The 26,175-nt window shown below is 54.3% G+C and carries 28 protein-coding genes; 11 read left to right on the top strand and 17 right to left on the bottom strand.

Going from position 1 to position 26,175, the window contains the following annotated elements; translation table 11 throughout:
• Nucleotides 1–83 precede the first annotated feature (83 nt).
• Both nadA and pnuC read left to right on the top strand, forming a co-directional pair.
• A complete protein-coding gene (nadA, locus tag KO1_RS12900) occupies nucleotides 84–1,127 on the top strand; it encodes a quinolinate synthase NadA (RefSeq protein WP_004100341.1) in 1,044 nt (347 codons plus the stop codon).
• Between the two features lie 35 nt (nucleotides 1,128–1,162).
• The gene (gene pnuC / locus KO1_RS12895) at nucleotides 1,163–1,882 is read left to right on the top strand and encodes a nicotinamide riboside transporter PnuC (protein WP_004100343.1); all 720 of its coding nucleotides are present in this window, start codon (nucleotides 1,163–1,165) and stop codon (nucleotides 1,880–1,882) included.
• Here the strand turns inward: pnuC and zitB are convergent.
• Together zitB and KO1_RS12885 are read right to left on the bottom strand one after the other, a co-directional pair.
• Nucleotides 1,879–2,823, bottom strand: a complete 945-nt coding sequence (gene zitB, locus KO1_RS12890) for a CDF family zinc transporter ZitB (RefSeq protein ID WP_017146320.1) — start codon at nucleotides 2,821–2,823, stop codon at nucleotides 1,879–1,881. The genes pnuC and zitB overlap by 4 nt on opposite strands.
• Before the next feature lie 118 nt (nucleotides 2,824–2,941).
• Nucleotides 2,942–3,313 carry a YbgS-like family protein gene (locus KO1_RS12885; protein ID WP_004100346.1) on the bottom strand — a complete coding sequence of 124 codons (372 nt, stop codon included), beginning with the start codon at nucleotides 3,311–3,313 and terminating at the stop codon, nucleotides 2,942–2,944.
• A 315-nt stretch (nucleotides 3,314–3,628) separates the two neighbouring features.
• Here KO1_RS12885 and aroG point away from each other — a divergent pair, with 315 nt between their 5' ends.
• Entirely contained in the window at nucleotides 3,629–4,681 is a 1,053-nt protein-coding gene (gene aroG / locus KO1_RS12880) for a 3-deoxy-7-phosphoheptulonate synthase AroG (RefSeq protein ID WP_004111488.1), read from the top strand.
• Between the two features lie 65 nt (nucleotides 4,682–4,746).
• On the opposite strand, the gene gpmA is transcribed toward aroG, so the two are convergent.
• From gpmA to modE, 7 genes are all read right to left on the bottom strand, one after another.
• On the bottom strand, nucleotides 4,747–5,499 hold the full coding sequence (gene gpmA, locus KO1_RS12875; protein WP_004100351.1) for a 2,3-diphosphoglycerate-dependent phosphoglycerate mutase: 753 nt from the start codon (nucleotides 5,497–5,499) through the stop codon (nucleotides 4,747–4,749).
• Between the two features lie 327 nt (nucleotides 5,500–5,826).
• Nucleotides 5,827–6,870, bottom strand: a complete 1,044-nt coding sequence (galM, locus tag KO1_RS12870) for a galactose-1-epimerase (protein ID WP_004100353.1) — start codon at nucleotides 6,868–6,870, stop codon at nucleotides 5,827–5,829.
• Entirely contained in the window at nucleotides 6,864–8,012 is a 1,149-nt protein-coding gene (gene galK / locus KO1_RS12865; protein ID WP_017146319.1) for a galactokinase, read from the bottom strand. Before galK ends, galM begins: the two co-directional genes overlap by 7 nt.
• A gap of 2 nt (nucleotides 8,013–8,014) precedes the next feature.
• Nucleotides 8,015–9,061, bottom strand: a complete 1,047-nt coding sequence (gene galT, locus KO1_RS12860; protein ID WP_017146318.1) for a galactose-1-phosphate uridylyltransferase — start codon at nucleotides 9,059–9,061, stop codon at nucleotides 8,015–8,017.
• A 9-nt stretch (nucleotides 9,062–9,070) separates the two neighbouring features.
• Nucleotides 9,071–10,087: a UDP-glucose 4-epimerase GalE gene (galE, locus tag KO1_RS12855; protein WP_004100360.1), complete on the bottom strand. Its 1,017-nt coding sequence runs from the start codon at nucleotides 10,085–10,087 to the stop codon at nucleotides 9,071–9,073.
• Nucleotides 10,088–10,292: 205 nt separating this feature from the next.
• The gene (gene modF, locus KO1_RS12850) at nucleotides 10,293–11,768 is read right to left on the bottom strand and encodes a molybdate ABC transporter ATP-binding protein ModF (protein ID WP_017146317.1); all 1,476 of its coding nucleotides are present in this window, start codon (nucleotides 11,766–11,768) and stop codon (nucleotides 10,293–10,295) included.
• 67 nt (nucleotides 11,769–11,835) lie between these two features.
• Entirely contained in the window at nucleotides 11,836–12,624 is a 789-nt protein-coding gene (gene modE, locus KO1_RS12845) for a molybdenum-dependent transcriptional regulator (protein ID WP_004100364.1), read from the bottom strand.
• Between the two features lie 154 nt (nucleotides 12,625–12,778).
• On the opposite strand from modE, the gene KO1_RS12840 reads away from it, so the two are divergent.
• The 4 genes from KO1_RS12840 (at nucleotide 12,779) to modC (ending at nucleotide 15,594) form a co-directional block, all read left to right on the top strand.
• Nucleotides 12,779–12,928 (top strand): AcrZ family multidrug efflux pump-associated protein, encoded by a 150-nt coding sequence (locus KO1_RS12840; protein WP_004848993.1) that lies wholly within the window; start codon nucleotides 12,779–12,781, stop codon nucleotides 12,926–12,928.
• 143 nt (nucleotides 12,929–13,071) lie between these two features.
• Nucleotides 13,072–13,845 (top strand): molybdate ABC transporter substrate-binding protein, encoded by a 774-nt coding sequence (gene modA, locus KO1_RS12835; protein WP_004100368.1) that lies wholly within the window; start codon nucleotides 13,072–13,074, stop codon nucleotides 13,843–13,845.
• Entirely contained in the window at nucleotides 13,845–14,534 is a 690-nt protein-coding gene (modB, locus tag KO1_RS12830; protein WP_004100370.1) for a molybdate ABC transporter permease subunit, read from the top strand. Before modA ends, modB begins: the two co-directional genes overlap by 1 nt.
• A gap of 1 nt (nucleotide 14,535) precedes the next feature.
• Nucleotides 14,536–15,594 (top strand): molybdenum ABC transporter ATP-binding protein ModC, encoded by a 1,059-nt coding sequence (gene modC, locus KO1_RS12825; RefSeq protein ID WP_004100372.1) that lies wholly within the window; start codon nucleotides 14,536–14,538, stop codon nucleotides 15,592–15,594.
• Here the strand turns inward: modC and KO1_RS12820 are convergent, their stop codons facing one another.
• Nucleotides 15,595–16,413 (bottom strand): pyridoxal phosphatase, encoded by an 819-nt coding sequence (locus KO1_RS12820; RefSeq protein ID WP_004100374.1) that lies wholly within the window; start codon nucleotides 16,411–16,413, stop codon nucleotides 15,595–15,597.
• A 221-nt stretch (nucleotides 16,414–16,634) separates the two neighbouring features.
• Here KO1_RS12820 and pgl point away from each other — a divergent pair, with 221 nt between their 5' ends.
• On the top strand, nucleotides 16,635–17,630 hold the full coding sequence (gene pgl / locus KO1_RS12815) for a 6-phosphogluconolactonase (RefSeq protein ID WP_004100376.1): 996 nt from the start codon (nucleotides 16,635–16,637) through the stop codon (nucleotides 17,628–17,630).
• Between the two features lie 59 nt (nucleotides 17,631–17,689).
• On the opposite strand, the gene KO1_RS12810 is transcribed toward pgl, so the two are convergent.
• Entirely contained in the window at nucleotides 17,690–18,166 is a 477-nt protein-coding gene (locus KO1_RS12810; RefSeq protein ID WP_004100378.1) for a GNAT family N-acetyltransferase, read from the bottom strand.
• 127 nt (nucleotides 18,167–18,293) lie between these two features.
• Here KO1_RS12810 and pdxR point away from each other — a divergent pair, with 127 nt between their 5' ends.
• Entirely contained in the window at nucleotides 18,294–19,763 is a 1,470-nt protein-coding gene (gene pdxR / locus KO1_RS12805; RefSeq protein WP_024273932.1) for a MocR-like pyridoxine biosynthesis transcription factor PdxR, read from the top strand.
• Nucleotides 19,764–20,012: 249 nt separating this feature from the next.
• Here pdxR and KO1_RS12800 read toward each other — a convergent pair whose 3' ends face one another.
• The 3 genes from KO1_RS12800 to ycgZ form a co-directional block, all read right to left on the bottom strand.
• Nucleotides 20,013–20,279 carry a biofilm development regulator YmgB/AriR family protein gene (locus KO1_RS12800; protein ID WP_004100382.1) on the bottom strand — a complete coding sequence of 89 codons (267 nt, stop codon included), beginning with the start codon at nucleotides 20,277–20,279 and terminating at the stop codon, nucleotides 20,013–20,015.
• A gap of 54 nt (nucleotides 20,280–20,333) precedes the next feature.
• A complete protein-coding gene (locus KO1_RS12795; RefSeq protein WP_004111510.1) occupies nucleotides 20,334–20,657 on the bottom strand; it encodes a hypothetical protein in 324 nt (107 codons plus the stop codon).
• A 118-nt stretch (nucleotides 20,658–20,775) separates the two neighbouring features.
• The gene (gene ycgZ / locus KO1_RS12790) at nucleotides 20,776–21,021 is read right to left on the bottom strand and encodes a regulatory protein YcgZ (RefSeq protein WP_004100386.1); all 246 of its coding nucleotides are present in this window, start codon (nucleotides 21,019–21,021) and stop codon (nucleotides 20,776–20,778) included.
• A gap of 335 nt (nucleotides 21,022–21,356) precedes the next feature.
• On the opposite strand from ycgZ, the gene KO1_RS12785 reads away from it, so the two are divergent.
• Both KO1_RS12785 and KO1_RS12780 read left to right on the top strand, forming a co-directional pair.
• A complete protein-coding gene (locus KO1_RS12785) occupies nucleotides 21,357–22,580 on the top strand; it encodes a diguanylate phosphodiesterase (protein ID WP_004100387.1) in 1,224 nt (407 codons plus the stop codon).
• 189 nt (nucleotides 22,581–22,769) lie between these two features.
• Nucleotides 22,770–23,501 carry a MerR family transcriptional regulator gene (locus KO1_RS12780; RefSeq protein WP_004100389.1) on the top strand — a complete coding sequence of 244 codons (732 nt, stop codon included), beginning with the start codon at nucleotides 22,770–22,772 and terminating at the stop codon, nucleotides 23,499–23,501.
• 94 nt (nucleotides 23,502–23,595) lie between these two features.
• Here KO1_RS12780 and KO1_RS12775 read toward each other — a convergent pair whose 3' ends face one another.
• From KO1_RS12775 to KO1_RS12765, 3 genes are all read right to left on the bottom strand, one after another.
• On the bottom strand, nucleotides 23,596–24,150 hold the full coding sequence (locus KO1_RS12775; protein WP_004100391.1) for a LuxR C-terminal-related transcriptional regulator: 555 nt from the start codon (nucleotides 24,148–24,150) through the stop codon (nucleotides 23,596–23,598).
• A 51-nt stretch (nucleotides 24,151–24,201) separates the two neighbouring features.
• Nucleotides 24,202–24,414, bottom strand: coding sequence for a hypothetical protein (locus KO1_RS12770; RefSeq protein WP_004100392.1), 213 nt, complete (start codon nucleotides 24,412–24,414; stop codon nucleotides 24,202–24,204).
• Nucleotides 24,415–24,823: 409 nt separating this feature from the next.
• Entirely contained in the window at nucleotides 24,824–26,107 is a 1,284-nt protein-coding gene (locus KO1_RS12765) for a putative acyl-CoA thioester hydrolase (protein ID WP_004111515.1), read from the bottom strand.
• Between the last annotated feature and the right edge of the window lie 68 nt (nucleotides 26,108–26,175).

Genomic DNA, 26,175 nt, shown 5'->3' with positions numbered 1-26,175 from the left:
ATATAAAACACCATTACCGAATAATGCCGTTTTGCGGGCGTTATTGCGGTTTTCAAGTTAAGCCAGTGAAACGAGACTGCAAGATGAGCGTAATGTTTGATCCGGAAGCGGCAATTTATCCCTTTCCCCCCAAGCCCATGCCGTTAAACCGCGATGAGAAGCACTTCTATCGTGAAAAAATTAAACGCCTGCTGCGTGAACGCGATGCGGCAATGGTGGCCCATTACTATACCGACCCCGAAATTCAACAACTGGCTGAAGAGACCGGTGGCTGCATCTCCGACTCTCTGGAAATGGCGCGCTTCGGCGCCCGACATTCCGCCTCTACGCTGCTGGTCGCCGGCGTACGGTTTATGGGAGAAACGGCGAAAATCCTCAGCCCGGAAAAAACCATCCTGATGCCCACGCTGCAGGCGGAGTGTTCATTGGATCTTGGCTGCCCGATCGAGGCGTTCAGCGCTTTTTGCGACGCTCACCCGGACCGCACCGTTGTGGTCTATGCCAATACCTCTGCGGCGGTTAAGGCTCGCGCCGACTGGGTTGTGACCTCCAGTATCGCAGTGGAACTCATTGAGCATCTGGATAGCATGGGGGAAAAAATCCTCTGGGCGCCGGACCGCCATCTGGGCAGCTACGTGCAAAAACAGACCGGCGCCGACGTGCTGTGCTGGCATGGGGCCTGTATTGTTCATGATGAATTCAAAACTCAAGCGCTGGCAAGAATGAAAGCGCTATATCCGCAGGCTGCGGTTCTGGTTCACCCGGAATCACCGCAGGCGATCGTCGATATGGCCGATGCGGTAGGTTCAACCAGCCAGTTAATCAGTGCGGCAAAAACGCTCCCGCACCAGCAGCTGATTGTCGCCACCGACCGGGGTATTTTTTACAAAATGCAGCAGGCGGTGCCGGAAAAAGAGCTGCTGGAAGCCCCTACGGCAGGCGAAGGGGCGACCTGCCGCAGCTGCGCGCACTGTCCGTGGATGGCGATGAATGGCCTGCAGGCCATTGCTGAAGCGCTGGAGAACGGGGGCGCTGAACATGAAATTCATGTTGATGAACAGCTGCGTACCGGGGCGCTGGTTCCGCTAAACAGAATGCTCGATTTTGCGGCTACACTTCGGGGATAGTTCATTACTGCGTCACAGTACGCTCTGGGGATAAGATGGATTTTTTTAGTACGCAGAATATTTTAGTTCACATACCCATTGGCGCCGGGGGCTATGATCTGTCGTGGATTGAAGCCGTCGGTACTATCGCAGGCCTGCTGTGTATCTGGCTGGCGAGCCTGGAGAAGATCGTCAACTATGCCTTTGGGTTAATCAACGTCACGCTGTTTGCCATTATCTTTTTTCAGATCCAGCTGTACGCCAGCCTTCTGCTCCAGGTCTTCTTCTTTGTTGCCAACGTCTACGGCTGGTATGCCTGGTCACGACAGACCAGCGATAACCAGGCTGAGCTGCAAATCCGCTGGCTACCGCTGCCGAAAGCGTTAGGCTGGCTGGCGGCCTGCGTGGTGGCGATTGGCCTGATGACGCTATTTATCGATCCGGTTTTTGCGTATCTGACCAGGATTGCCGTTGCGCTGATGCACGCCCTGGGCCTGCAGGTCGTTATGCCGGCGCTGCAGCCAGACGCATTCCCGTTCTGGGACTCCTGCATGATGGTACTCTCGATTGCGGCGATGATTCTGATGACCCGAAAATACGTTGAAAACTGGCTGCTGTGGGTGATCATCAACGTTATTAGCGTCGTTATTTTCGCCCTCCAGGGGGTTTATGCGATGTCGCTCGAATATTTGATTCTGACATTCATCGCCCTCAACGGCAGCCGGATGTGGATTAATAGCGCGCGTGAGCGAGGCTCTCGCGCGTTTTCCCGCTAGTGGTGATGGTGATGGCCATGCCCGGCGTGCGTCATGTTGAGACGGCACTCCGGGCCGCTGCAGGGTTGATACTCCATCTGCACCGTTACGTGTCCAATTTCGTACTTATGCTGTAAGAAATGTTGGATCCGTTCCAGCAGGCCATCGTGATCGTGCGGCGGTACCACCTGCACGTGCAGCGTCATCACCGTTTTTTCGCCGACCAGCCAGGCGTGGACGTGATGTACATCGCGCACCTCCGGTATTGAGCGACGCAGATCGCGTTTTAGTGCCTCAACATCAAGCGAGCGCGGCGCCCCCTCCAGCAGTTCGTTGACGCTCTCCTGCAGCAAACGCCAGGCGCTGCGCAAAACCAGGCACGATACCAGCACGGACAGGATGGGGTCGATAGGCGTCCAGCCGGTCGTAAGGATCACGATAGCGGCAATAATCGCCCCGACCGAGCCGAGTAAATCCCCCAGCACATGCAGAGCGGCGGCCCGCACATTGAGATTACGTTCTTCACTGCCGCGATGCAGGATCCAAAAGGCCAGAATATTGGCCAGCAGGCCGGCAACCGCAATAACCATCATCGTTTTACCGGCCACCGGCTGCGGATGATGAAAGCGCTGAATGGCCTCCCAGACGATGAGGATCGTAATGACCACTAAAGCAATGGCATTGAGAAAAGCCGCCAGCGTGGTCAGCCGCAGCCAGCCAAAGGTATGTTGCGCATTCGGCGGTCGACTGGCGAAACGCACTGCCAGAAAGGCGAACAGCAGCGCTGCTGCGTCCGTCAACATATGCCCGGCATCGGCCAGCAGCGCCAGTGAACCTGAAATGAGTCCGCCTGCGACCTCAACCACCATGAACCCGGCAGTAACGCAGAACGCCAGCAGTAGCCGACGGGCATTTTTATCTTCGGTGGGTTGCGCAGAATTATGCGAGTGTGATTGCCCCATGGTGCCTTCCCTACATTATTATTTTGATGATTACTTTATGACATGATTCCCTTTCTGGGGTAAATAAAATGAAAAAAAGGAGAGCCTTAGCTCTCCTCCCTGGTGTCCGGCACTCAGCTTACTGGGTGGTACCGTCGGTTTTCGTCGCTTCGTCCTGACCGACTTTTTTATCAGTATCCGGACAGCGGCCATCTTTGCACATTGAATTTTTGTGCACTTCGTCGCTCGACATGCCGTCATGGTTCATGGTCGAGCCGTCAGGGTGGAGCATGGTGCCGTTGGTATCGGTGGAACCGGAGTTGATTTTACCGTTGTCGACGTTGTTTGGCGCCACGTTTTCACGCGCATCGGGGGCGACCTGGCCCGCGTCGGCCGCTGCATTCGCTTGCCCATTATTCGACTGCGCCCCGGTATCGGCGGCCAGGGCCGCGCCGCTGGCCAGACCAAGGGTTGCTGCGAGGAGAAGACTGGTTAGCTTATTCATTTTCATTGGATGCTCCTGTTATGTCGATTTGTCGAATTACCTCTTCCAACAGTGCATTTGCCGGAGGTTTGACTCGTTGTGGTTAAAGCTTCGGTGATAGCGAGCGGCATTAATATATAATGCTGAATGCTAAAGAAAATTAAGTTCTAACAGTTAAAAATTATAGCTTGCGGCCACTATTCCGCGACTTTATGGCGTTTTTTAGCCTATTTCCAGGAATATTCTGCCGCTACTGTAAAATCACGTTTACACTTTTTGCATGAAGAGATAGATTGGAGGGATTGCATTTCACTGGATAAGTATGGCAACGCTGGAAATAAGATGAATTATCAGAACGACGATTTACGTATTAAAGAGATCAACGAATTATTACCTCCCGTTGCGCTCCTGGAAAAATTCCCCGCTACCGAAAATGCTGCCAATACCGTTGCGCATGCTCGTAAAGCGATCCATCAGATCCTGAAAGGGAATGACGATCGCCTGCTGGTGGTCATTGGGCCCTGCTCCATTCACGATCCGGCGGCGGCAAAAGAGTATGCTGAACGTCTGCTTAAGCTTCGTGAAGAGCTAAAAGGCGAGCTGGAAATCGTGATGCGCGTTTATTTTGAGAAACCGCGTACCACCGTCGGCTGGAAAGGGCTGATCAACGATCCGCATATGGATAACAGCTTCCGCATCAACGATGGCCTGCGTATCGCGCGCAAGCTGCTGCTTGATATCAACGACAGCGGGCTGCCCGCGGCGGGGGAATTCCTCGATATGATCACGCCGCAGTATCTTGCCGATCTGATGAGCTGGGGCGCGATTGGCGCGCGGACCACGGAGTCGCAGGTGCATCGTGAGCTCTCTTCCGGTCTGTCCTGCCCGGTCGGATTTAAAAACGGCACCGACGGAACCATCAAAGTGGCTATCGACGCCATTAACGCCGCCGGCGCGCCGCACTGCTTCCTGTCGGTGACCAAATGGGGGCATTCGGCAATTGTGAACACCAGCGGTAATAGCGATTGCCATATTATCCTGCGCGGCGGAAAAGAGCCGAACTACAGCGCGCAGCACGTTGCCGAAGTGAAGGTCGGTCTGGCGAAAGCAGGTCTGCCCGCTCAAATTATGATTGATTTCAGCCACGCCAACTCCAGCAAACAGTTTAAAAAGCAGATGGATGTCGGCGCTGACGTATGTCAGCAGGTTGCCGGCGGCGAGCGGTCGATTATGGGCGTGATGATTGAAAGCCACCTGGTGGAAGGCAATCAGAGTCTTGAAAGCGGCGAACCGCTGACCTACGGTAAAAGTATTACCGATGCCTGCATCGGCTGGGAAGATACCGATACGCTACTTCGCCAGCTGGCCGGGGCGGTAAAAGCGCGTCGCGGTTAAGTCTGCAGCGAACGGCGCAAAAAAAAGCGTGGATTGCTCCACGCTTTTTTTACATCCTGCGAGTATTACTTCGCTTTGCCCTGGTTGGCAACGGCAGCCGCTTTCGCGGCGATCTCGTCGGCGTTACCCAGATAGTAGTGTTTGATCGGCTTAAAGTTTTCGTCAAACTCATACACCAGCGGTACGCCAGTCGGGATGTTCAGTTCAAGGATCTCTGCTTCGCCCATATTGTCGAGGTATTTCACCAGCGCACGCAGGGAGTTGCCGTGAGCGGCGATAATCACGCGCTCACCGCTTTTCAGACGCGGCAGAATCGTTTCGTTCCAGTATGGCACGACGCGGTCGATGGTCAGCGCCAGACTCTCGGTCGTCGGCAGTTCTGCATCGGTCAGTTTGGCGTAGCGCGGATCGTGGCCCGGATAGCGCTCATCGTCTTTGGTCAGCTCCGGCGGCGTTACCGCAAAGCCGCGACGCCACTGTTTAACCTGTTCGTCACCGTATTTTTCAGCGGTTTCCGCTTTGTTCAGGCCCTGCAGCGCACCGTAGTGGCGTTCGTTCAGTTTCCAGGATTTCTCAACCGGCAGCCAGGCCTGATCCAGTTCGTCCAGCACGTTCCACAGGGTGTGGATGGCACGTTTCAGCACAGAGGTATAAGCAAAGTCGAAGCTGAAGCCTTCTTCTTTCAGCAGCTTACCGGCCGCTTTTGCTTCACCAACGCCTTTTTCAGACAGGTCAACGTCATACCAACCGGTGAAACGGTTTTCGTTATTCCATTGGCTTTCGCCGTGACGAACGAGTACCAGCTTAGTTACAGCCATACACTTACTCCTCAATACACGTCATCTTTCGCGCCGCCTCGTCGTTGGCTACTTTCACTCACCCTGGTCACATAGTTCACTATGTTCCCGGGGATTTGCTCATTTGCCGCCTTGATGCGACCCGAAATCTGTAGTGTGTATATTTATTGATTGATAACTATTCTCATTATATTGCCGCGATTTACCTCACGGCAATGCTTATCCCTAACCATAGCGAAAATAGTGGCTCAGTGTAAGGTGCTTGTAAAACAGAGGTTATGTTTTTGTCTGTAAGTGACGTAATTTTCAGCAAAATGATAAAAAGCCCTCCATCGGGAGGGCCAGAGGCTATCGAGCGATAAACTGATATTCCGTCAGGCTGACGTACTCTTCGCCGGGGCGCAGTACACAATCCGGCTGCGGCCATTCCGGATGATTCGGAGAATCTGGAAGGAACTCGCTCTCCAGAGCCAGGCCCTGCCAGTCATCGTACGCCTGCGCTGTGCGCGACGGCGTGCCGCCAAGATAGTTGCCGGAGTAAAACTGCAACGCGGGGGCAGATGTATAAACCGTCATCTGTAGCTTTTCGTCCTGCGACCAGACGTGAGCGGCCGGAGTATCGGCATTCCCCAGCGCCTGTAGCAGGAAGGCATGGTCATAACCTTTTACTTTTTGCTGATCTTCGTCACGCAGGAAGTCGTCCGCCAGGGTTTTCGGCGTGCGGAAATCGAAGCTGGTCAGGGTGACGTTTTGCAGATCTCCCCCCGGAATACCGTCGCTTTCGACGGGCAGATAAACATCGGCAAAAATTTGCAGCTTATGGTTGCGCACGTCGCTCTGCACGCCATCGAGGTTGAAATAGACGTGGTTTGTCAGATTCACCGGGCACGGCTGGTCCACGGTGGCGCGATACTCAATAGCGATCCGGTTATCGTCGGTCAGGCGGTAGTGCGCGGTTGCCGTCAGATTACCAGGATAGCCCTGATCGCCATCGCGGGAGGAGAGAGAAAACAGCGCGTGGCGAGCGTCAGCGCTAACAATTTGCCAGCGGCGCTTATCAAAACCTTCCGGTCCGCCGTGGAGCTGATGGCCAGCCTCGTTGGAGGGCGTCAGATTGATGAGCTGGCCATCCAGGGTAAAGCGGCTGTTGGCAATACGGTTAGCGTAACGGCCTACGGAAGCGCCAAGGTAAGCGGCCTGGCGCGTATAGTCGCCGGGGGTTGCGCAGCCGAGCAGCGCTTCTCGTTCGCTACCGTCCGCCAGGGGCACGCGCGCGGAGAGCAGCGTCGCGCCCCAGTCCATCACGGTGACCGTCATGCCTGCGTCGTTACGCAGGGTAAGAAGATTCCATGGCTGGCCGTCCGGCGCCAGCTCCGTTGTTTGCTTTAGCATTGCCCGGCTCCCTGCGACGGTTTGCAGACGTAGAAGGTCTCTTTAATGCCCGTTTTCGCTTCATACTCTCTGGCAACGGCCTGCTGCACGGTATCAACCAGCTCCTCCGGCACCAGCGCGACGATACAGCCGCCGAAGCCGCCGCCGGTCATGCGAACGCCGCCTTTGTTGCCGATGGTCGCTTTGACGATCTCTACCAGGGTATCAATCTGCGGTACGGTGATTTCAAAATCATCGCGCATGGAGGCGTGAGATTCCGCCATCAGTTCGCCCATCCGCTGCAGGTCGCCTTTTTCCAGCGCCGATGCGGCTTCTACGGTGCGGGCGTTTTCAGTCAGCACGTGGCGAACGCGTTTGGCGACCACCGGATCAAGCTCGTGAGCCACGGCGTTGAACTCTTGCAGCGTGACGTCGCGCAGAGCCGGACGCTGGAAGAAGCGCGCGCCGGTTTCGCACTGCTCGCGACGGGTGTTGTATTCGCTGCCCACCAGGGTGCGCTTAAAGTTACTGTTGATAATCACTACCGCGACGCCTTTCGGCATCGACACCGCTTTCGTCCCTAAGGAGCGGCAGTCGATCAGCAGAGCGTGATCTTTTTTACCAAGCGCGGAGATCAGCTGGTCCATAATGCCGCAGTTGCAGCCGACGAACTGATTTTCCGCTTCCTGGCCGTTCAGGGCAATTTGAGCGCCATCGAGCGGCAGGTGGTACAGCTGCTGGAACACCGTGCCGACGGCGACCTCCAGCGAAGCCGAGGAGCTTAACCCGGCGCCTTGCGGCACGTTACCGCTGATCGTCAGGTCCGCGCCGCCGAAGGCGTTATTCCGCTGCTGGAGATGCTTCACCACGCCGCGGACATAGTTTGACCACTGCTGGGTGTCGTGGCTGGTAATCGGCGAGTCGAGAGAGAATTCATCGGTCTGATTGTCGTAATCGGCGGCAATAACCCGCACGGTACGATCGTCGCGCGGCGCACAGGCGATAACCGTCTGGTAATCAATGGCGCAGGGCAGCACGAACCCATCGTTATAGTCGGTATGCTCGCCGATCAGGTTAACGCGGCCTGGGGCCTGGATAACATGGCTGGCCGGGTAGCCAAATTTCTCAGCAAACAGGGCTTGGGTTTTCTCTTTCAGACTCATGGTTATACTCCGGATTCGCGAAAATGGACGTCGCTCACAGCGCGCAGACGCTCGGCGGCCTGCTCGGCCGTCAGGTCACGCTGGGTTTCAGCCAGCATTTCATAGCCGACCATAAATTTACGCACCGTGGCGGAACGCAGCAGCGGCGGGTAAAAATGGGCGTGCAGCTGCCAGTGATTATTCTCTTCATCGTTAAACGGCGCGCCGTGCCAGCCCATGGAGTAGGGGAATGAGCACTGGAACAGGTTGTCGTAACGACTGGTCAGCTTTTTCAGCGCCAGCGCGAGATCGCTGCGCTGGTCGTCGGTTAAATCAGTCAGGCGCTGGACGTGCGCTTTTGGCAGCAGCAGCGTTTCAAAAGGCCACGCGGCCCAATAAGGAACCACGGCGAGCCAGTGGTCAGTGTCAACGATAGTACGACTACCGTCGGCTAATTCGCGCTGCACGTAATCCACCAGCATCGGCGCGCCGTGCTCGGTGAAGTACGCTTTTTGCAGACGATCTTCGCGTTCCGCCTCATTAGGCAGAAAGCTGTTGGCCCACACCTGCCCATGGGGGTGCGGGTTGGAGCAGCCCATCGCCGCCCCTTTATTTTCAAAGACCTGCACCCAGGGGTAGCTCTTTCCAAGGTCGGCGGTCTGCTCCTGCCACGTTTTAACCACGCCTTCCAGCGCCTCAACGCTCAGTTCCGGCAGCGTTTTGCTGTGATCTGGCGAGAAGCAGATGACCCGGCTGGTGCCGCGGGCGCTCTGACAGCGCATCAGCGGATCGTCGCTTTCCGGGGCATCAGGGGTATCGGTCATCAAAGCCGCAAAGTCATTGGTAAAAACAAACGTGCCGGTGTAGTTCGGGTTTTTGTCGCCGGTGACGCGGGTATTGCCCGGGCACAGGAAACAGTCCGGATCGTGCGCGGGCAAGGTCTGCTTTGCCGGCGTTTCCTGCGCCCCCTGCCAGGGGCGCTTGGCGCGATGCGGAGAAACCAGAATCCACTGCCCGGTTAACGGGTTATAACGACGATGTGGATGGTCGACGGGGTTAAATACGCTCATGAAGGTTCCTTAGTCTGGATAACCCTGCGGATGACGGGACTGCCAGTGCCAGGTGTCCTGCGCCATTTCGTCAAGGTTGCGCGTCACGCGCCAGTTCAGCTCGCGGTCGGCCTTTTCAGCGTCCGCCCAGTAGGCCGGGAGGTCGCCTTCGCGGCGCGGCGCGAAGTGGTAGTTAATCGGTTTGCCGCAGGCTTTGCTAAAGGCATTGACCACGTCGAGTACGCTACTGCCGACGCCTGCGCCAAGGTTATAGATATGCACGCCGGCTTTGTCGGCCAGTTTTTCCATCGCCGCGACGTGGCCGTCGGCAAGGTCCATGACGTGAATGTAGTCACGTACGCCGGTGCCGTCTTCGGTTGGGTAGTCGTTGCCAAATACCGCCAGCGATTCACGGCGCCCGACCGCGACCTGCGCGATATACGGCATCAGGTTGTTCGGAATGCCCTGCGGGTCTTCGCCCATATCGCCCGATGGATGGGCGCCAACCGGATTGAAGTAGCGCAGCAGTGCGATGCTCCAGTCCGGCTGCGCTTTTTGCAGGTCAGTCAGGATCTGCTCAACCATCAGCTTGCTTTTGCCGTACGGGCTCTGCGGAGTACCGGTCGGGAAGCTCTCGACATAAGGAATTTTGGGCTGGTCGCCGTAGACGGTGGCGGAGGAGCTGAAAATAAAGTTTTTCACGCCCGCAGCGCGCATAGCGGAAACGAGTTTTAGCGTTCCGGTTACGTTGTTGTCGTAATATTCAAGCGGTTTGGCGACGGATTCCCCGACGGCTTTCAGGCCGGCAAAATGGATCACCGCTTCAATGGCGTGATCGTGAAGAATTTCCGTCATCAGCGCTTCATTACGAATATCGCCTTCAACAAAGGTGGCGCTTTTGCCGCCGAGACGTTCAATGATTGGCAATACGCTGCGCTTACTGTTGCAGAGATTGTCGAGAATAATCACGTCGTGTCCCTGCAGTAGCAGTTGAACGCAGGTGTGACTTCCAATGTAACCGCTACCACCTGTAACCAGTACTTTCATGATTCGCTCCAATAGGCTTATCGTGTGAGAAGAAGATAGCATACCAAAGAAGGTAAAAGTGTGACACAGGGCAAATTGGTGGAATCGTTTACACTAAAATTTCCAGCCGTAGCTTTTAAGATTTTTTGATTATAGAACAGGGGGTTAATTTATGGTCAGGCTATTATTCTGAAAAAATAAGGGATCCGCAGACCCCTTTACAGGCTTATTTTTCCAGCGGGCCGACCCGGTAGGTGTAACCGTCTCCACTGCTCACAAATGCCAGGCGATGGGTGATGCAGTCGGGAGCGTCTTCTGCATGGTGGGAGACAAACAGCAGCTGCGTCGCCCCTTCGCTAATGAGCACATCAACAAAGCGGCGCACCAGCTGGCGGTTGAGCGGATCCAGCCCCTGCAGCGGTTCATCGAGGATCAGCAGGGTAGGGTGCTTGACCAGCGCGCGGACGATCAGCGCCAGCCGCTGCTGCCCCCAGGAGAGGCTATGGAACGGCGCATCGGCGGTGCGTTTATCAATCCCCAGAATATCCAGCCAGTTCTGCACCAGCTTATGCTGTTTGTCGGAAACGGCCTGATAGATGCCAATCGAGTCGAAATAGCCCGAGAGAATCACGTTACGTACGTTGGTGCTGACGCGGTATTCAAGGTGCAGGCTGCTGCTGACGTAACCGATATGCTTCTTAATATCCCAGATCGTTTCCCCGCTGCCGCGGCGGCGGCCAAACAGGGTCAGGTCGTTACTATAGCCCTGGGGATGGTCGCCGGTGACCAGGCTGAGTAGCGTCGATTTACCGGCGCCGTTGGGGCCAACTATCTGCCAGTGTTCGCCGGGATTTACCGTCCAGTTCAGATGATTAATGATGGGGCGGTCATTGTAGGAAACCCTGCCGTCGTTGAGCACGATGAGCGGCGCATCGTCGTCCAGCCCAAGACGCGCGGCCGGGGCATCGGGCTCCGGCAGCGTCATGCCATCAAGCCTTTCGCTGTGGGCCAGCTGGGCAATGAGCGCCTGCTGCAGCAGGGCCTGCTTTTCGCCGGTTTCGCTCAGAACACACTCCGCCAGCACGCCGGCAAACTGAACGAACTCCGGGATTTCATCGAAACGATTAAGAACCAGCACCAGGGCGATCCCTTCGCCGTTGAGCGTGGCCAGCAGCGCCGCAAGCTGCTGGCGTGAGGCGACATCAAGACCGTCGAACGGCTCATCAAGGATAAGCAGGTCGGGGTCGCCCATCAGCGCCTGGCACAGCAGGGTCTTACGCGTTTCTCCGGTAGAGAGATATTTAAAGCGGCGCTCAAGCAGGTGGCTGATAGCGAACTGTTCAGCAAGGCGGGCGCAGCGGGAGGGGTCTTTAATCTCATCCTGGATAATTTCCGCTGTCGTGCGTCCGGTATCTTCTTCTCCGGGTCTGAGCAAGTCCGTGTTGTTGCGCTGCCACTCATCGCTGACCAGCTTCTGCAGCTGTTCAAAAGAGAGGCGGGTAACGCGTGGGAACGTATTCTCGCGCTGTCCGCTGAGCAGTGTCAGCTCTCCGGATAGCGCCCGCGCAAGGGCCGACTTCCCGCTGCCGTTGCTGCCGACGAAAGCCCAGCTCTCGCCAGCCTGCACGCAGAGTTGTTCAATATTTAACGTTTTGGTGTCGCTCAGGCGAAACGTGCCTTGCGAAATTTGCAATGATGACATTGTGTATCCCACTTTTTGCAGCGATTTATTTCAGGGATACGTCTTCACGCCCACAATGTCAATGGCGTTAGCATAACGTGGCGAGAATGATGCGATCGGCATTGAAATATGCTATCGCTTCCGCGCCTTCGGCCAGATCGCGCGTCTGTTCCACCGGCAGGGTGGCGCAAAGGCTTTGACCATCCGGGAGCGCCATCAGTACTTCGCACTGCTCCGGCCCGCGTTCGATGCGGCTGATTCGGCCGGACAGCTGATTATCAGCCTGTACCGCCTGCGCGGCATCCAGGGTGATGCCAACCCACGGCGCCTTCAGCAGCACTAATACTTCCTGGCCTTCATCCAGGCCAAGACGATCGGCGCTCTGGGCGGTAATCGCGACTTTGAGACGGGTTTGCCCGTCGGCCAGCAGGACCTCTACGTGCTGCTGAACCTGCTGATGGTCGCGGCCGGTAATCGTGCCGAACCACTGGTTGCGCGCGCTGGTCTGCAGAGAGAATCGCGAAATGGCGGCCAGCAGGCTGTCGAGGGGAAGGGCGTCATCATCGCTCAGGACATCGAACGCTTTCTGCTGAATCTGCGCCAGCAGGTCGTAGAGCTGAATCAGCCGCTGCCCGTAACGGGTGAGGACCGCGCCGCCGCCGCCTTTGCCGCCGGTCGCCCGGTCAACCAGGGTCTGCTCGCTGAGCTGATTCATTTCATTAATGGCATCCCATGCGCTTTTATAGCTGATGCCGGCATTTTTGGCCCCCTGGCTAATGGAGCCGGTCAGGTCAATTTGCTTCAGCAGGGCGATACGACGGGGATCGGCGAACAGGCGCTGCTGTAATTTAAGGGTAAGGAGAATTTCGGCCTGCATAATCATGTCCTGATGAAAAAAAGGTATTGTGACCGATAGCGGTCATCTTGCAAGATGCTTCTGCGGCGGCAGTCCGTGAGGCACCGCACAAATGGGGCGTGTTTTTCCGGCGGAATTCGTTACAATAAAGTATTCGTACTTTCTGGAGCCAACCATGTTAGAGCTATTGAAAAGTCTGGTTTTTGCCGTAGTCATGGTCCCTGTGGTGATGGCTGTCATCCTGGGTTTGATTTACGGGCTGGGCGAAGTGTTTAACCTCTTCTCCGGAGCCGGCCATAAAGACAGCAGGCCGCAAAACCACTGATTTCCCCCGCGCCCGGTTTGACCGGGCGTTTTTATTTTTCCCCCTTCGTTTGATCCTCCGCTCATTACCCCTAATTTTCTCTGGGAAAGTCCTGGCTCTATCGTTATATTGTCAGCTACATAACGAACCTACGGGAGATTCAGATGGCAGGTCAATGGTTACGCTTTTTTGCCGGAACAACGTTAACGCTCTGCGTTGCCGGTCACGCGCTGGCGGATGAGGGCAAAGTGACGGTTTTTGCCGCAGCATCGCTCACTAACGCCATGCAGGATATCGCTAAAGAGTATGAGAAAGAGAAGAACGTTGAGGTTGTCTCTTCATTTGCTTCTTCATCCACGCTGGCGCGCCAGATTGAAGCGGGCGCGCCGGCGGATCTGTTTATCTCCGCCGATCAAAAATGGATGGATTACGCGGCCGGGAAAAAGAGCATTGATTCTGCTTCTCGGACGACCCTTCTCGGTAACAGCCTGGTTGTCGTGGCGCCAAAAGCCAGCGCGCAGGGCGAGATAAACATCAATGATAAAACCGACTGGACCAGCCTGCTGAAAGGCGGCCGCCTGGCCGTAGGTGACCCGGAACACGTGCCTGCTGGCATCTATGCGAAAGAGGCGCTGCAAAAGCTGGGAGCCTGGGAAACCCTGTCGCCGAAGCTGGCGCCGGCAGAGGACGTGCGCGGCGCGCTGGCCCTGGTTGAACGCAGCGAAGCGCCGCTGGGGATCGTCTACGGCTCCGATGCGGTCGCCAGCAAAGGCGTAAAAGTCGTCGGAACCTTCCCGGAAGATTCCCATAAGAAGGTGGAATATCCGCTGGCTATCGTCGACGGGCATAACAGTGCGACGGTCAGCGCGTTTTATGACTATTTAAAAGGGCCGGAAGCTTCCGCCATCTTTAAACGTTACGGATTCACTACCCACTAATGTTCTTAAGCGATCCTGAATGGCAGGCGGTACTGCTGAGCCTGAAAGTCTCCTCCCTGGCGGTGGTACTGAGCTTGCCTTTTGGCATCTTTTTCTCCTGGCTGCTGGTGCGACGAGATTTTCCCGGTAAAGCGCTGCTCGATAGCGTTATCCACCTGCCGCTGGTGCTGCCGCCGGTGGTGGTGGGCTATCTGTTGCTGATTGCGATGGGGCGCCGCGGTTTTATCGGCAGCTGGCTATATGACTGGTTTGGGCTGAGCTTTGCGTTTAGCTGGCGCGGCGCGGTGCTGGCGGCGGCGGTCATGTCCTTTCCGTTGATGGTGCGGGCCATTCGCCTCGCGCTGGAAGGGGTGGACATCAAGCTTGAGCAGGCGGCGCGTACCCTGGGCGCTGGGCGCTGGCGCGTATTTTTCACTATTACGCTACCGTTGACGCTACCCGGTATTATCGTCGGCACCGTGCTGGCTTTTGCCCGTTCGCTGGGCGAGTTTGGCGCCACTATCACTTTTGTTTCCAATATTCCCGGTGAAACGCGTACCATCCCTTCGGCAATGTATACCCTGATTCAGACTCCCGGCGGCGAGGGCGCAGCCGCGCGTTTATGCTTGATTTCGATTGTGCTGGCGCTGGTATCGCTGCTGATTTCCGAATGGCTGGCCCGCCTCAGCCGTCAGCGGATGGGGAAATAACATGCTTGAACTCGATTTTACCCAGACGCTGGGAACCCACTGTCTGCAAATCCGCGAGACGCTCCCTGCCAGCGGCATTACGGCGGTATTCGGCGTCTCTGGCGCGGGAAAAACCTCGCTGATCAACGCTATTAGCGGCCTGACCCGCCCGCAGCAGGGGCGCATTGTCCTTAACGGCAGAGTGCTAAACGATGTTGAAAAACGTATCTGCCTGGCGCCGGAAAAACGCCGCATTGGCTATGTTTTTCAGGACGCGCGCCTGTTTCCGCACTATAAAGTGCGGGGTAATCTGCAATATGGCATGGCAAAAAATATGGCCGGACAGTTCGATAAGCTGGTCGATCTGCTCGGCATTGCGCCACTGCTTGATCGGCTACCGGGAGGACTCTCCGGCGGAGAAAAACAGCGGGTCGCGATTGGCCGGGCGCTGCTTACCGCGCCGGAGCTGCTGCTGTTAGATGAACCGCTGGCATCGTTGGATATTCCGCGCAAGCGCGAGCTGTTGCCCTATCTGCAGCGGCTGGCGCGCGAAATTAACATCCCGATGCTGTACGTCAGCCACTCTCTTGATGAGATCCAGCACCTGGCGGATAACGTGCTGGTGCTGGAGGCGGGGAAGGTGAAAGCCTTTGGCTGCCTGGAAGAGGTGTGGAGTAGTAGCGTGATGCACCCCTGGCTGCCCGAGGATCAGCAAAGTACCATCCTGAGCGCGATTGTTGCCGCCCAGCATCCGCAGTATACGATGACCGCCCTGGCGATCGGCGACCAGCAGATATGGGTCAACCGGCTTGACAGGCCGCTGGGCGAAACCGCGCGCATCCGCATTCAGGCCTCGGACGTGTCTCTGGTACTGCAGCCCGCTCAGCAAACCAGTATTCGCAATATTTTGCCCGCGGAGGTTATGCAGTGTATTGAAAGCCATGGGCAGGTTGAGGTCAGGCTGGAGATAAGCGGCCGCACGCTGTGGGCGCGCATCAGCCCCTGGGCTCGCGATGATCTGGGCGTTGCCCCGGGCCAGCGGCTGTATGCGCAGATAAAAAGCGTGTCGATAGCCGCCTGATTACAGCAGGTGGCGATAGATGTAGTCGGCGATGCTGGTGGTTTCGTTTTCACCGATCACCACGTTGGCGCGTGCTTTCACTTCCTCTACCGCGTTGCCCATCGCTACGCCGGTGCCGGCGGCCTCCAGCATGCTGAGGTCGTTATAGTTGTCGCCGAAAGCGATAACATCCTGCATTGACAGTCCCCGGGACGCCACCCACTGCGCCAGGCGTTTACCTTTACTGTTGCCTTCCCGGGCAATATCCACCTGATCGTGCCACGACCATTCGCACTCCAGGCCCAGCGTCTGGCCAACGTGCAGGGCAAAACGCTGCAGTTTGGCGGTATCTTCATCGGTCAGGGCGAATTTCCACACGGCGTTAACTTCGCGCGCCGCCTGCGCCAGAGAGTCGACCTGAGTAAATACCGGGCGCTGCTCGACGGGCAGAGACTGGGCCCAGTTGGCAGTGCGGATGACGTGCCCGGTCGGCTGCTCGTAGAGCATGGCGTCATCAACGTACATCAGGCCGTGAATATCATGCTGGTTCAGCAGCTCCGTCAGGCTCAGGGCTTTATCGACCGGCATCGGATCGGACTCAAGCACCTTTTTTGCATGATAATCATACAAATAAGTACCATTGCAGCAAATTGCAGGTGTATCGAGAGCCAGTGCCTGATAAAAAGGATGGATAGCGACGTGATGTCGTCCGGTGACGACAATGATCTGGTATCCAGCATCTTTGGCGCGAGCCAGCGCGTCGAGCGAGGCGGGGAGGATGGTCTTTTTGCCGGTTAAGAGCGTGCCGTCTAAATCGAGGGCAATCACGCGTGAGGTCATGTGTTGTTTCCGGTTAATGATGAAAAGTTAGCAGGCTATGATGGTACACCGCTGTGCCATTCCGGCAAACTTTTCAGCATCTACCGCTAAAGAGCCGATACACTTGATCTTTCAGGCTGCCTGGAGGCAATCTGAAAAATGTTGTGTATGCGTATTGTATTTTTCAGGGCGCCGTTAGTCTGAAAAATGAAATTTCCACGTGCAGTGAGGAAGGAGTATTCATGAAACAAACCGTTTATACCGCCAGCCCGGAAAGCCAGCAGATTCACGTCTGGGATCTGGATCCTGAGGGGAAACTGACCCTGGTGCAGGTTGTTGATGCCCCGGGGCAGGTGCAGCCGATGGTGGTGAGCCCGAACAAAGAGTATCTCTACGTCGGCGTGCGTCCGGAGTTTCGCGTACTGGCCTACCGCATTGCGCCCGATAATGGCGCCCTGACCTTCGCTGGCGAAGCCGCGCTGCCCGGTAGCCCAACGCACATCTCTACCGATCATCAGGGCCGCTTTGTGTTCAGCGCATCCTATAATGCGGGCTGCGTAAGCGTTACGCCGCTGGTGGACGGCCTGCCGCGGGAAGCGGTGGCGGTGGTGGAAGGGCTGGAAGGCTGCCACTCGGCAAATATTTCCCCGGACAATCGCACCCTGTGGGTTCCGGCGCTGAAACAGGATCGTATCTGCCTGTTTACCCTGAGCGACGACGGTTTCCTGGCTGCCCAGGAACCGGCTGAGGTGACCACCGTTGAAGGCGCTGGCCCGCGTCATATGGTCTTCCATCCGAACCAGCAATACGGCTACTGCGTTAACGAACTGAACAGCTCCGTTGACGTATGGGAGCTGAAGGATCCACACGGCAAAATCGAGTGCGTGCAGACGCTGGACATGATGCCGCCTGATTTCACCGGCGTTCGCTGGGCGGCGGATATTCACCTGACGTCCGATGGCCGTCACCTCTACGCCTGCGATCGCACCGCCAGCGTTATTACCATCTTTAGCGTTTCGGAAGACGGCAGCGTGCTGTCCATCGAGGGCTATCAAAATACCGAAACCCAGCCGCGCGGCTTTAATCTCGATCATAGCGGCAAATTCCTCATCGCTGCCGGTCAGAAATCGCATCATATTGCGGTGTATGAAATCGAAGGCAAGCAGGGGCTGCTGCAGGAAAAAGGGCGCTATGCCGTAGGCCAGGGCCCGATGTGGGTGGTGGTCAACGCTCGTTAAGCCCGCAGGTGTGACCGAAACCTCGCCGCGGCGAGGTTTTTTTACGCCTGGCGCAAGGGCTATTTCACCCGCATACGATACTCAATCATGCCGCTTTTCTCCGCGACCCAGTTGTACAAGCGCTGACCCCGCAGATTGGTTTCATGCGTGTGCCAGTACAGGCTGGCTGAGTGACGCTTCCGCGCCTGTAGCTGTACATACTCAATCAACTGTTTGCCGATATGCTGGCCCCGAACGGCCGGATCAACGAACAAATCTTCCAGATAGCAGTAGTCGCTTTCGGCCCAGGTAGAGCGGTGGAAGAGATAGTGAACGAATCCCACAATCCTGCCTTCGCATTTTGCCACCGCGCAATACATGGGTTCGACAGAATGGAAAAAACGCTTCCAGGTGAGTTGCGTGACGGTGTCCGGGATGTCGACGCGATAAAACGTCTGGTAGCTTTTCCACAGCGGCAGCCACGCGGCAAAGTCAGTTTCAGCTGCGGGTTGGAGGGTAATTTCCGCGAGGTTAACGTCGGTTTTCTGGCTCTTCATGCTTATTCCTTACTTTTAGAAACCGGATGGTTGTGCGTTATGATAGGAGGCGTTCTGGTTCCTAAAAAGTGACACTTTCTGTATATTTATAGGATCCACTTTTATTACGTTGATGCCGCTGCCGCTCATGCCAAAACCCATTGCCCCTCTGTTCCTGGAACTGTTATTAACGCGCGGCGTGATTAAAGACCAGGTCTATCACGCCCTGCGCCACGCGATTCTGGATGGCCGGTTATCGGCGGGTGCAAAAATACCCTCCAGCCGGGCGCTGGCTGAGATGATGGCGATCTCCCGCAACTCGGTCATTGCCGGGTTTGAGCGCCTGATTGATGAAGGCTATCTGCTGACGCGCAAGGGGGCAGGCACCTTTGTCTGCGACCATATTCCGGATCACGTCATTAGCGAGTACGGGTCGCCGACGGCGCCGGAAACGGCAATAGCCAGCGTTGGGCCGCTGAACCCTGATGTGTCAGCCCTGGTACCCTCATGGACGGAAAGCGAAGATAGCGGAGAGATGGGCGCGGTTTTCGCCGTCGGTATCGGCTGTACCGATCTTTTCCCTCATGCTTTGTGGGGGCGATTGCTGGGGCGCGTCTGGCGGCAATCGCGCCGTGAACTCGCATCGCACGCCTCCTCCTGGGGATTCCTGCCGCTGCGTCAGGCAATCAGCGACTATATACAGGCGACGCGCGGCGTAAATTGCCACGAAGATCGGGTGATTATTGTTAACGGCATTCAGCAAGCGTTGACGATCGCCGCGCAGGCTTTACTGGAAAAGGGCGATGAAGTCTGGCTGGACGATCCCGGATATAACGGCGCTCGCGGTGCATTCGCCGCCAGGGGAGCCGTTGTTCGGCCCGTTCGGGTTGACGATGAGGGCATGGATATTCAGGATGGAATAGACCATTATCCCGGGGCTAAGCTGGTCTATACCGCGCCGTCGCATCAGTTTCCGCTCAGCGGCACGCTGAGTCTGCCGCGGAGGCTTGCTCTGCTGGAGTGGGCGGAAGCTAACCGCGCCTGGATATTCGAAGATGATTACAATAGCGAATTTCGCTATGCCGCCCGCTCTCTGCAGGCGTTACAGGGGCTGGATAAACATCAGCGGGTCATCTATGCGGGTACATTCTCTAAGATGATGTATCCGGCATTTCGTCTGGGCTTTTTAGTTGTCCCCGAGCATTTGCGCGAACAGTTTGCCATCACCAAATATTATACTGACCTCTGTAGCGGATATCTGGAACAGGCCGTTCTGGCGCGTTTCATCCGCGAGGGGCACTATGCCAGCCACGTTCGTCGGATCCGTAAAGCCTGTTTTGAGCGAAAAAGCGCGCTGGAGGCGGCGATTAAATTCTATTTTTCCGGGCGCATGCTGGTGCATCCTACGGATTCCGGCGTGCATATAGTCTGCTGGCTGCTGGATGGCTTACGGGCACAGGAGGTGGTGCGGAAGGCGCGCCAGATAGGCTTAGGTGTACAAACTTTTGCGCGCTATTGCCAGCGGCCAATGTCACGTGAGGGAATATTGCTTGGCTTTGCAAACCATCCGCCAGAGGTTTTGGCTGAGGGGATTCGCCGTCTGGCGGCGGTCATATAACCCAATACCGCAGGCTTTATTGAAACAAAAACTATCGCGTTTATTTCTGGCGAGGGCGAGCAAAAATAAATTAAATCTTATTTATAATTAACACACACCGCTGAGCAGATGAGTCATCTGCTCAGCGGTGGCGAGTGTTAAGAACAATAATATTGCGCATGGATTGTAGATGTATCCACAGCTATATAACGAAACAACCATTCGCTTAGCGATAGGTGACATCCCTGTGAATGACTGCCGGTTAAAAAATCAGATATCATCCATGGTGTAGCTTACGACGATTTCCAGCGTTTTGCGGATAACGTCGGCGGTTACGACATCGCTGGTAGTCTCCAGCGCCGTAATTAACCACAGAATAATCGCTTTATTGTTGAGATGCCCCTCAGACTCCAGGATGCTACTGATAGCCAGTGACATCACCGCTGATTCATCGATCAGCCTGTCGCCTGCGTTGCGGAAATATTCAGAGAGTGCGGTATCGTTCAGGCCTGCGTAAATATCCGGTTGCTGATGCATAGTCTGTCTCATCATATTCTCTACGTTGTGAGTTAAACATTCGACCGTTAGAGGTCAGTGTATTTTATTAGTACCTGGCTGCTGAGGGGAGCCTAATAATGAATTCGGCTTATCCCAATTGTGTTTAGCGCCTGAAGTACCCACAGTTTTGTTGTTTCCACGGCGAGCTACCATATTACTGATTTCATCGATAATACGCCCAATTGCATTCCGCCGCTTTTTATCTTGTTCTCCGGCCTGCATGGCCTGGAGTTTACCGATCAGTGCTTGTTTACTAATAGGCCCCTTGCTTTTGAGTAGCGAGAGGACAGCCTCTCCAATCAATACATCGGTTAATGGATCATAATCATTGTGATTCATAACGGTATCTCTGATCATTGTCATCTCCTTGACTGGGAATTTAGTAGCAAGCCGGTAATCCGTGTCAGATACTGGCCCATCCCCTATATTTCCTCATTCAGTAACGACTTAAATCACCAGATAACTGAAGCTACTTTTACCCCTGATGCTCAAACAAGAGACCAATCAACGTTTGATAATGGTTTTCTTCTTCAGGTTCTGAAGCCACTTCAAGGCGACTCAGCAGTTTCGTACACAGGGATTTGCGATTCAGGTTCCGTCCTTCATTCAGGATATCCATAACAATCTGTCCCAACGTTTCCTGCTGAGAAGGCAACGAAGCTTTATTGAAGTAATGGGCAATAGCGTTAGCCGTGTCAGGAATGTAACCGTTCTGCTGCATATGTGCTCCTGTCAGTTCAATTATCAGTAAAGTTGCGATTAAAGTTATACAATGTTTGCCAACTTGTACATAGAAAATGGAAAAAATATGTTAATTTTCTTAATATTTTTTATAACATATTGATTTGTATGCTTTTTAAATTGTACAAATCTTAAGGTAAACAGCGAATGGAGATGTACGGCTTGTACAGGTGTGCAGGATGGTAAGAATGTCAGCGAAAAGAGGATGTTAATGTGATTTATTTGTTAAGGACGCGCGCTGTTTTACAGGACTTATGTGGGTAGACCTGCTACTGTAATATCTCATTAGCATTCATCTCTTCTGTCGGAAATTTCATGCTCACTACCATCATTTATCGCAGCCATATCTGCGACAACGTGTCAATTAAATCGCTCGAAAGCATGGTTGCTGCAGCAAATGTAAAAAATGGTCAGGAAGACGTGTCGGGTATTTTGCTTTTTAACGGCACCCATTTTTTTCAACTATTAGAAGGACCTGAAGAGAAGGTTGAGGAAATTTATCGCCATATCTGCGAAGACCCGCGGCACCATAACCTCGTTGAGCTCCTCAGAGACCATGGGCCAACCCGTCGCTTTGGCAAAATCGGTATGGAACTCTTTGATTTACGAGAGTTTGACCGCGATGAAGTTCTGCAGGCCGTGCTGGACAAAGGAACCTCAAAATATCAGCTCATCTATGACGACAGAGCTCTCCACTTTTTCCGTACCTTCGTCGAAGCCACGGAAAAGGAGAACTATTACGAAATTCCTGCGGCCGAAAGCTGGGACTTTGTGATAGAAGACGAGGCCTGGTATCCTGAAACCCCGCTCGAGCAGGCCGAGTGCAGCTTTGCTTTTCAGCCGGTGATCGATCCGTTTGCCAAAGAGGTCGTCTCCTATGAAGCGCTGCTGCGCACCAACTCCGGTGAATCGCCAGCGGTCTATTTTGACGGACTTTCGCGAGAGGAAATCTACTGGACGGATCTGCACAGTAAGCGCATCGCCTTCGCCATGGCGGGACGTTTGCATCTTCGTGGACGCACCTTGTCGATTAATCTGTTACCCATGACGCTGGTCAATGTTCCCAACGCTGTCGAATTTCTGTTGGCTGAAATTGAAGCCAGTGGTTTGATTCCCGAGCAAATTATTGTGGAATTTACCGAGAGCGAAGCGATTTCTCGCGTTGATGAATTTACCGATTCAGTACGAAAGCTAAAATCTGCGGGAATTCGCGTGGCTATCGATCACTTTGGCGCCGGGTTTGCCGGGCTAGTGCTGCTGGCGCAGTTTCAGCCGGACCGCATTAAGATTAATCGCCAGCTGGTCAAAGATATCCATAAGCACGGCCCGAAACAGGCAATCGTTCAGGCGATTATTAAATGTTGTAATTCCCTGGAAATTGCCATTTCAGCGGTGGGGGTTGAGCGGGCGGAAGAGTGGATGTGGCTGGAATCAGCGGGGATTACGCATTTCCAGGGAAATTTATTTGCCAGCCCGTGCTTCGGGGGCATTCCGCCGGTAGCCTGGCCGGAGAAAAAAATAGCCTGCGAGCTTCTTTAATTTTTTGAACGCTGCTCAGCGCAGCGTTTCGCTTAAAAAGCCGTGTATAACGGCAAAATAAGCCTTGTTTTTTGCTGTGTACATTGGCGTCCGACCTGTTAATTTTAGCTGTACAAGAAAAGTTAATTGTACAACTCGTCTAAATTAGTTAATTTAGTCGGTAAAGTATTATCAGGTTAGAGGGCGCTAATGGCATATTACAGCATCGGTGAAGTTGCCGAACGTTGCGGAATCAACCCTGTTACTTTGCGTGCATGGCAGCGTAGATACGGTCTGCTGAAGCCGCAGAGAAGCGAGGGGGGACACCGCCAGTTTGACGAGGAGGACGTTCAGCGGATTGAGGAAATCAAACGCTGGATCGATCGCGGCGTCTCCGTTGGCAAAGTTAAGGCGCTTCTGGAAGGCCATCAGCCTGAAACGCAAGACGCAGCCGTCCTGCTCCAGGAAGAGATGATGACGCTTCTGCGAGGTGTTCAGCCCTCAAAATTACGCACCCGCATCATGTCCCTCAGCCATGAATATCCCGTAGATAAACTTATTGACCGGCTGTTTGTCCCCGTGCGCAGCAAGCTTAATCTCGACCAGAACACTTCCCTGGCTATCATCAGTATGCTGGATGGCATTTTGATAGATTGCGTGGCGTCCATCCTTGCGGAATCGCGTAAGAAGGTGGGTAAAGAGACGCTGTTAGTAGGATGGGGTAATGAAGATCGCACTCGCCTGTGGCTGGAAGCATGGCGATTGTCCCAGCGCGCCTGGCACGTTAATGTGCTGGCGGAACCGCTCGACTCTCCTCGCCCGGAACTGTTCCCGGGTCAGCACATTTTTGTCTGGACCGGCCGCGCGCTGACCCCTTTGCAGGCAGAATTACTTAGCCACTGGCAAAGTCAGGGCTTTACCATCGAGTTTCACGGAGAGTAAGTGTCTTAGAGGGTTAGCAGCGGAACATTCTTAGAGATGTTTTTCCGCCGCTTGTCTTCCTGAAGCATGGCAACATGCGCTGGCAGGTAAACTATCAGAAATTTTGCTGAGTCCAGGCTTTAAATGTTTCGCTGCGGCTAATATTAAAAAAATCAGTGCGACCAGAACAGCCTAGTTTTTTAATTAAGGTCAGGCGAATTTGGTAAATTGTTTTAATATGTAAATTCAGTGACTTCCCAATATTAACCATCGCTTCGCCATCGTTCATCAGGCGAATCACTTCTTTTTCGCGGTTGGTAAAAACAATACTTTCAGCTTCACTGTCAGGTTTTTTACCAAACAACGTCGGGCGAAGAATAAAAGATTTTATCTCAGCGGGCGTTGAGCGCGCAGGAATTCTGTACATCGGAATTTCGCTAAGGAAGTTCAGATCGTTGCCGTCGGTGAGCAGGACAAAACGAACTCTTTTGCGGTCGTAATGATGATTGAGCACCGCATAATAGTTATCGCTGGTGAAAAAGACGTATTTTCCATGAAAACAGCCTGGTGATAATGAATCTAGTACAAGCTGTAATCCTTGACGAAGAAGGTTATTGTTAATCCAAAGATCGTAATGATTAAAAAAGAGACCTTGCTTGTCGTTATTCATTTGTCCTCCGAGGCAGAAGTGTTAATTAAAGAATACTTTAACAAATCACGCTTAGTGATGATTTTTCGCGCGTAACATATGCAGCGTCTGGGTGTATAAGTCAGCGAGTATTTCATTTTTCTCGACATTCAGACGGCGCTGAACCTCAACGATTAAACGTTCATTGCTCACGGCCTCGTTCTCCATTCGCACCATATGTTCGATGTTTTTCAACAACGCAGAGTTAAATATAAATTCTGCTGGAATGGTGTTCTTTATCTGCATGGTTAATCCCGGGTTATTTTAGCCATAATCAACTAACAAAGATGAGTGATAACATCATCTTTGTTATACGGTTTTTTCACCATTTCAGAGAAATGGTGTGCAATTTTTAATTCATAAGAATTCGTTAATGCAGAGTAATCAAAACTTACGTAATAACTATAGTCACGATTTTCAGGATGTACAATTTTTGCAGAAAAATTTTGTACATTTAGTGGGTTTTTTTAACAAATAAATTTAACTATATGATTTTACTTATCTTATGGTGTAATAAAAATGTGAAAAACTTGTACAGGATTGTCGCCTGCTCTGATGAAAGAGCGTCATGACGCCAGGTAATGATTTGCAACGGAAAGGGGGCCGCAGGAAAGAGGAGGAGAAAGGGGGAGGCGCTCCCCCTTCAAGTCAGGCGTTACTGTTTCGGTTCAGCGACGACGAAGCTCCCCACGCCGCGGTTATTGTATTCCCACATGCGATTGAAGTTAGCGTCGTTCAGATTACGCTGCGGGTTGCCTTTGGCATCCGCCGTTCCGGTATTGCCGCTGAAAGGACGATTGGAACCGACCGCATCAGCCCACGGTTTGGCAATGTTAAAACCTTCGTTAATGACGCTGTCGCGAATAACGACCTGGCCATTGGTATTGCCGTCAACGTCTAACGAGCGGCCCAGCTGCGCGACGTTATCGCCGGACGCCGTAAAGCGGCTGTTGATCGCCAGGAAGCCGTAGGTCACGCTTTTCAGGGTGGCAGGGGCGAAAACGTAAGCCTCTTTCTGGGTGCGCGAGTTGACTACGCGGAAGTCGGTATTCTCAAACACGACCGCTCCGCGACCGGAAACGATGTCCACATCGCCTTCTATATAGCTGTTGCTGACCAGCGTACGGGTCTGGCGGTTATCCTGCAGGCGATTTTGCACGCCGCTGTTGGTCACGAAAAAGGTATTCTGGCGGCCAAGGATATTAACATTGTTAATCTGTACCCGATCGCCATCGTTACGCAGCGCCACCGCCTGATGCGTCCCCGCGTCAACGCTGTCGCCAAGGTTGTTGGCGATGGTCAGATTCTGCAGCTGCAGGCCGTTGTTCTGCGACCAGAATACCGCGGAACACATAACGCCAACGGTGGCGGCACGTCGGCTCTGGCAGCTGTCGTACATATACCAGGCCGGTTTACCCGGCATATATTTACCGCCCGGATTGACCTGGTGACGCCAGGAGACCGGATCCATTTCTGAATCAAGCGCTGTGCTGATTTTGACGTCAATCGGCTTCTCGCCGGTGCCGTACAGGGTCAGCGCGCCAGGCGCCGCCGGAACGTATACGGTGCCCGCATATTCGCCCGGCATAATGGCGATAAACTGACGACGGTTGGAGTGGCGGATAATCGCCGCATCCACCGCGGCCTGAATGGTGGTATGCGTTACGCCCTGGGCGCCCGCAGGACCCACGACAAAATCCGGCTGCGCCGGCAGGCTGATGGCGGATGGGCTCCACGCCGCAGCGTTAGGATCCAAAGACTGGAAATAGCTCGCCGGTAAAAAGTTTTTTGCTTCATCGGCGGTTAAAACAGGACGAGAGGCCGTGCCCGGCGCAGTCTGCGTTGAGGGCTGTTGATCGGCAGGCGTCGAACTACAGGCGGACAACGTCACGCCAAAGGCCAGCGCCAGCGCCAGGCGGGAAACGGAATATGTGTTCATGTTGCTCCGGGCAAGAATAAATTAAGGGGATAAGTCCTTTAAAGCCTGCTGTTTTATACCAACTTAAG

The sequence above is a fragment of the Klebsiella oxytoca NBRC 105695 genome, assembly GCF_001598695.1.
GTDB classification, from domain to species: Bacteria; Pseudomonadota; Gammaproteobacteria; order Enterobacterales; family Enterobacteriaceae; genus Klebsiella; species Klebsiella oxytoca.
Note: the sequence above shows the minus strand (reverse complement) of the source record. Positions and strands in the feature narration are given on the sequence as shown.

What these genes read in the sequence shown, in the direction of transcription:
- KO1_RS12885 (WP_004100346.1), bottom strand. Translation starts at nt 3,313, where the DNA reads ATGAAAATGAATAAGCTAACCAGTCTTCTCCTCGCAGCAACCCTTGGT.
- modA (WP_004100368.1), top strand. Translation starts at nt 13,072, where the DNA reads ATGGCAGGTCAATGGTTACGCTTTTTTGCCGGAACAACGTTAACGCTC.
- gpmA (WP_004100351.1), bottom strand. Translation starts at nt 5,499, where the DNA reads ATGGCTGTAACTAAGCTGGTACTCGTTCGTCACGGCGAAAGCCAATGG.
- KO1_RS12820 (WP_004100374.1), bottom strand. Translation starts at nt 16,413, where the DNA reads ATGACCTCACGCGTGATTGCCCTCGATTTAGACGGCACGCTCTTAACC.
- pdxR (WP_024273932.1), top strand. Translation starts at nt 18,294, where the DNA reads ATGCCAAAACCCATTGCCCCTCTGTTCCTGGAACTGTTATTAACGCGC.
- ycgZ (WP_004100386.1), bottom strand. Translation starts at nt 21,021, where the DNA reads ATGCAGCAGAACGGTTACATTCCTGACACGGCTAACGCTATTGCCCAT.
- KO1_RS12800 (WP_004100382.1), bottom strand. Translation starts at nt 20,279, where the DNA reads ATGCATCAGCAACCGGATATTTACGCAGGCCTGAACGATACCGCACTC.
- KO1_RS12780 (WP_004100389.1), top strand. Translation starts at nt 22,770, where the DNA reads ATGGCATATTACAGCATCGGTGAAGTTGCCGAACGTTGCGGAATCAAC.
- galE (WP_004100360.1), bottom strand. Translation starts at nt 10,087, where the DNA reads ATGAAAGTACTGGTTACAGGTGGTAGCGGTTACATTGGAAGTCACACC.
- KO1_RS12770 (WP_004100392.1), bottom strand. Translation starts at nt 24,414, where the DNA reads ATGCAGATAAAGAACACCATTCCAGCAGAATTTATATTTAACTCTGCG.
- modE (WP_004100364.1), bottom strand. Translation starts at nt 12,624, where the DNA reads ATGCAGGCCGAAATTCTCCTTACCCTTAAATTACAGCAGCGCCTGTTC.
- galT (WP_017146318.1), bottom strand. Translation starts at nt 9,061, where the DNA reads ATGAGCGTATTTAACCCCGTCGACCATCCACATCGTCGTTATAACCCG.
- aroG (WP_004111488.1), top strand. Translation starts at nt 3,629, where the DNA reads ATGAATTATCAGAACGACGATTTACGTATTAAAGAGATCAACGAATTA.
- modB (WP_004100370.1), top strand. Translation starts at nt 13,845, where the DNA reads ATGTTCTTAAGCGATCCTGAATGGCAGGCGGTACTGCTGAGCCTGAAA.
- pgl (WP_004100376.1), top strand. Translation starts at nt 16,635, where the DNA reads ATGAAACAAACCGTTTATACCGCCAGCCCGGAAAGCCAGCAGATTCAC.
- KO1_RS12795 (WP_004111510.1), bottom strand. Translation starts at nt 20,657, where the DNA reads ATGATCAGAGATACCGTTATGAATCACAATGATTATGATCCATTAACC.
- KO1_RS12840 (WP_004848993.1), top strand. Translation starts at nt 12,779, where the DNA reads ATGTTAGAGCTATTGAAAAGTCTGGTTTTTGCCGTAGTCATGGTCCCT.
- KO1_RS12765 (WP_004111515.1), bottom strand. Translation starts at nt 26,107, where the DNA reads ATGAACACATATTCCGTTTCCCGCCTGGCGCTGGCGCTGGCCTTTGGC.
- modF (WP_017146317.1), bottom strand. Translation starts at nt 11,768, where the DNA reads ATGTCATCATTGCAAATTTCGCAAGGCACGTTTCGCCTGAGCGACACC.
- zitB (WP_017146320.1), bottom strand. Translation starts at nt 2,823, where the DNA reads ATGGGGCAATCACACTCGCATAATTCTGCGCAACCCACCGAAGATAAA.
- pnuC (WP_004100343.1), top strand. Translation starts at nt 1,163, where the DNA reads ATGGATTTTTTTAGTACGCAGAATATTTTAGTTCACATACCCATTGGC.
- KO1_RS12775 (WP_004100391.1), bottom strand. Translation starts at nt 24,150, where the DNA reads ATGAATAACGACAAGCAAGGTCTCTTTTTTAATCATTACGATCTTTGG.
- modC (WP_004100372.1), top strand. Translation starts at nt 14,536, where the DNA reads ATGCTTGAACTCGATTTTACCCAGACGCTGGGAACCCACTGTCTGCAA.
- galM (WP_004100353.1), bottom strand. Translation starts at nt 6,870, where the DNA reads ATGCTAAAGCAAACAACGGAGCTGGCGCCGGACGGCCAGCCATGGAAT.
- nadA (WP_004100341.1), top strand. Translation starts at nt 84, where the DNA reads ATGAGCGTAATGTTTGATCCGGAAGCGGCAATTTATCCCTTTCCCCCC.
- KO1_RS12785 (WP_004100387.1), top strand. Translation starts at nt 21,357, where the DNA reads ATGCTCACTACCATCATTTATCGCAGCCATATCTGCGACAACGTGTCA.
- galK (WP_017146319.1), bottom strand. Translation starts at nt 8,012, where the DNA reads ATGAGTCTGAAAGAGAAAACCCAAGCCCTGTTTGCTGAGAAATTTGGC.
- KO1_RS12810 (WP_004100378.1), bottom strand. Translation starts at nt 18,166, where the DNA reads ATGAAGAGCCAGAAAACCGACGTTAACCTCGCGGAAATTACCCTCCAA.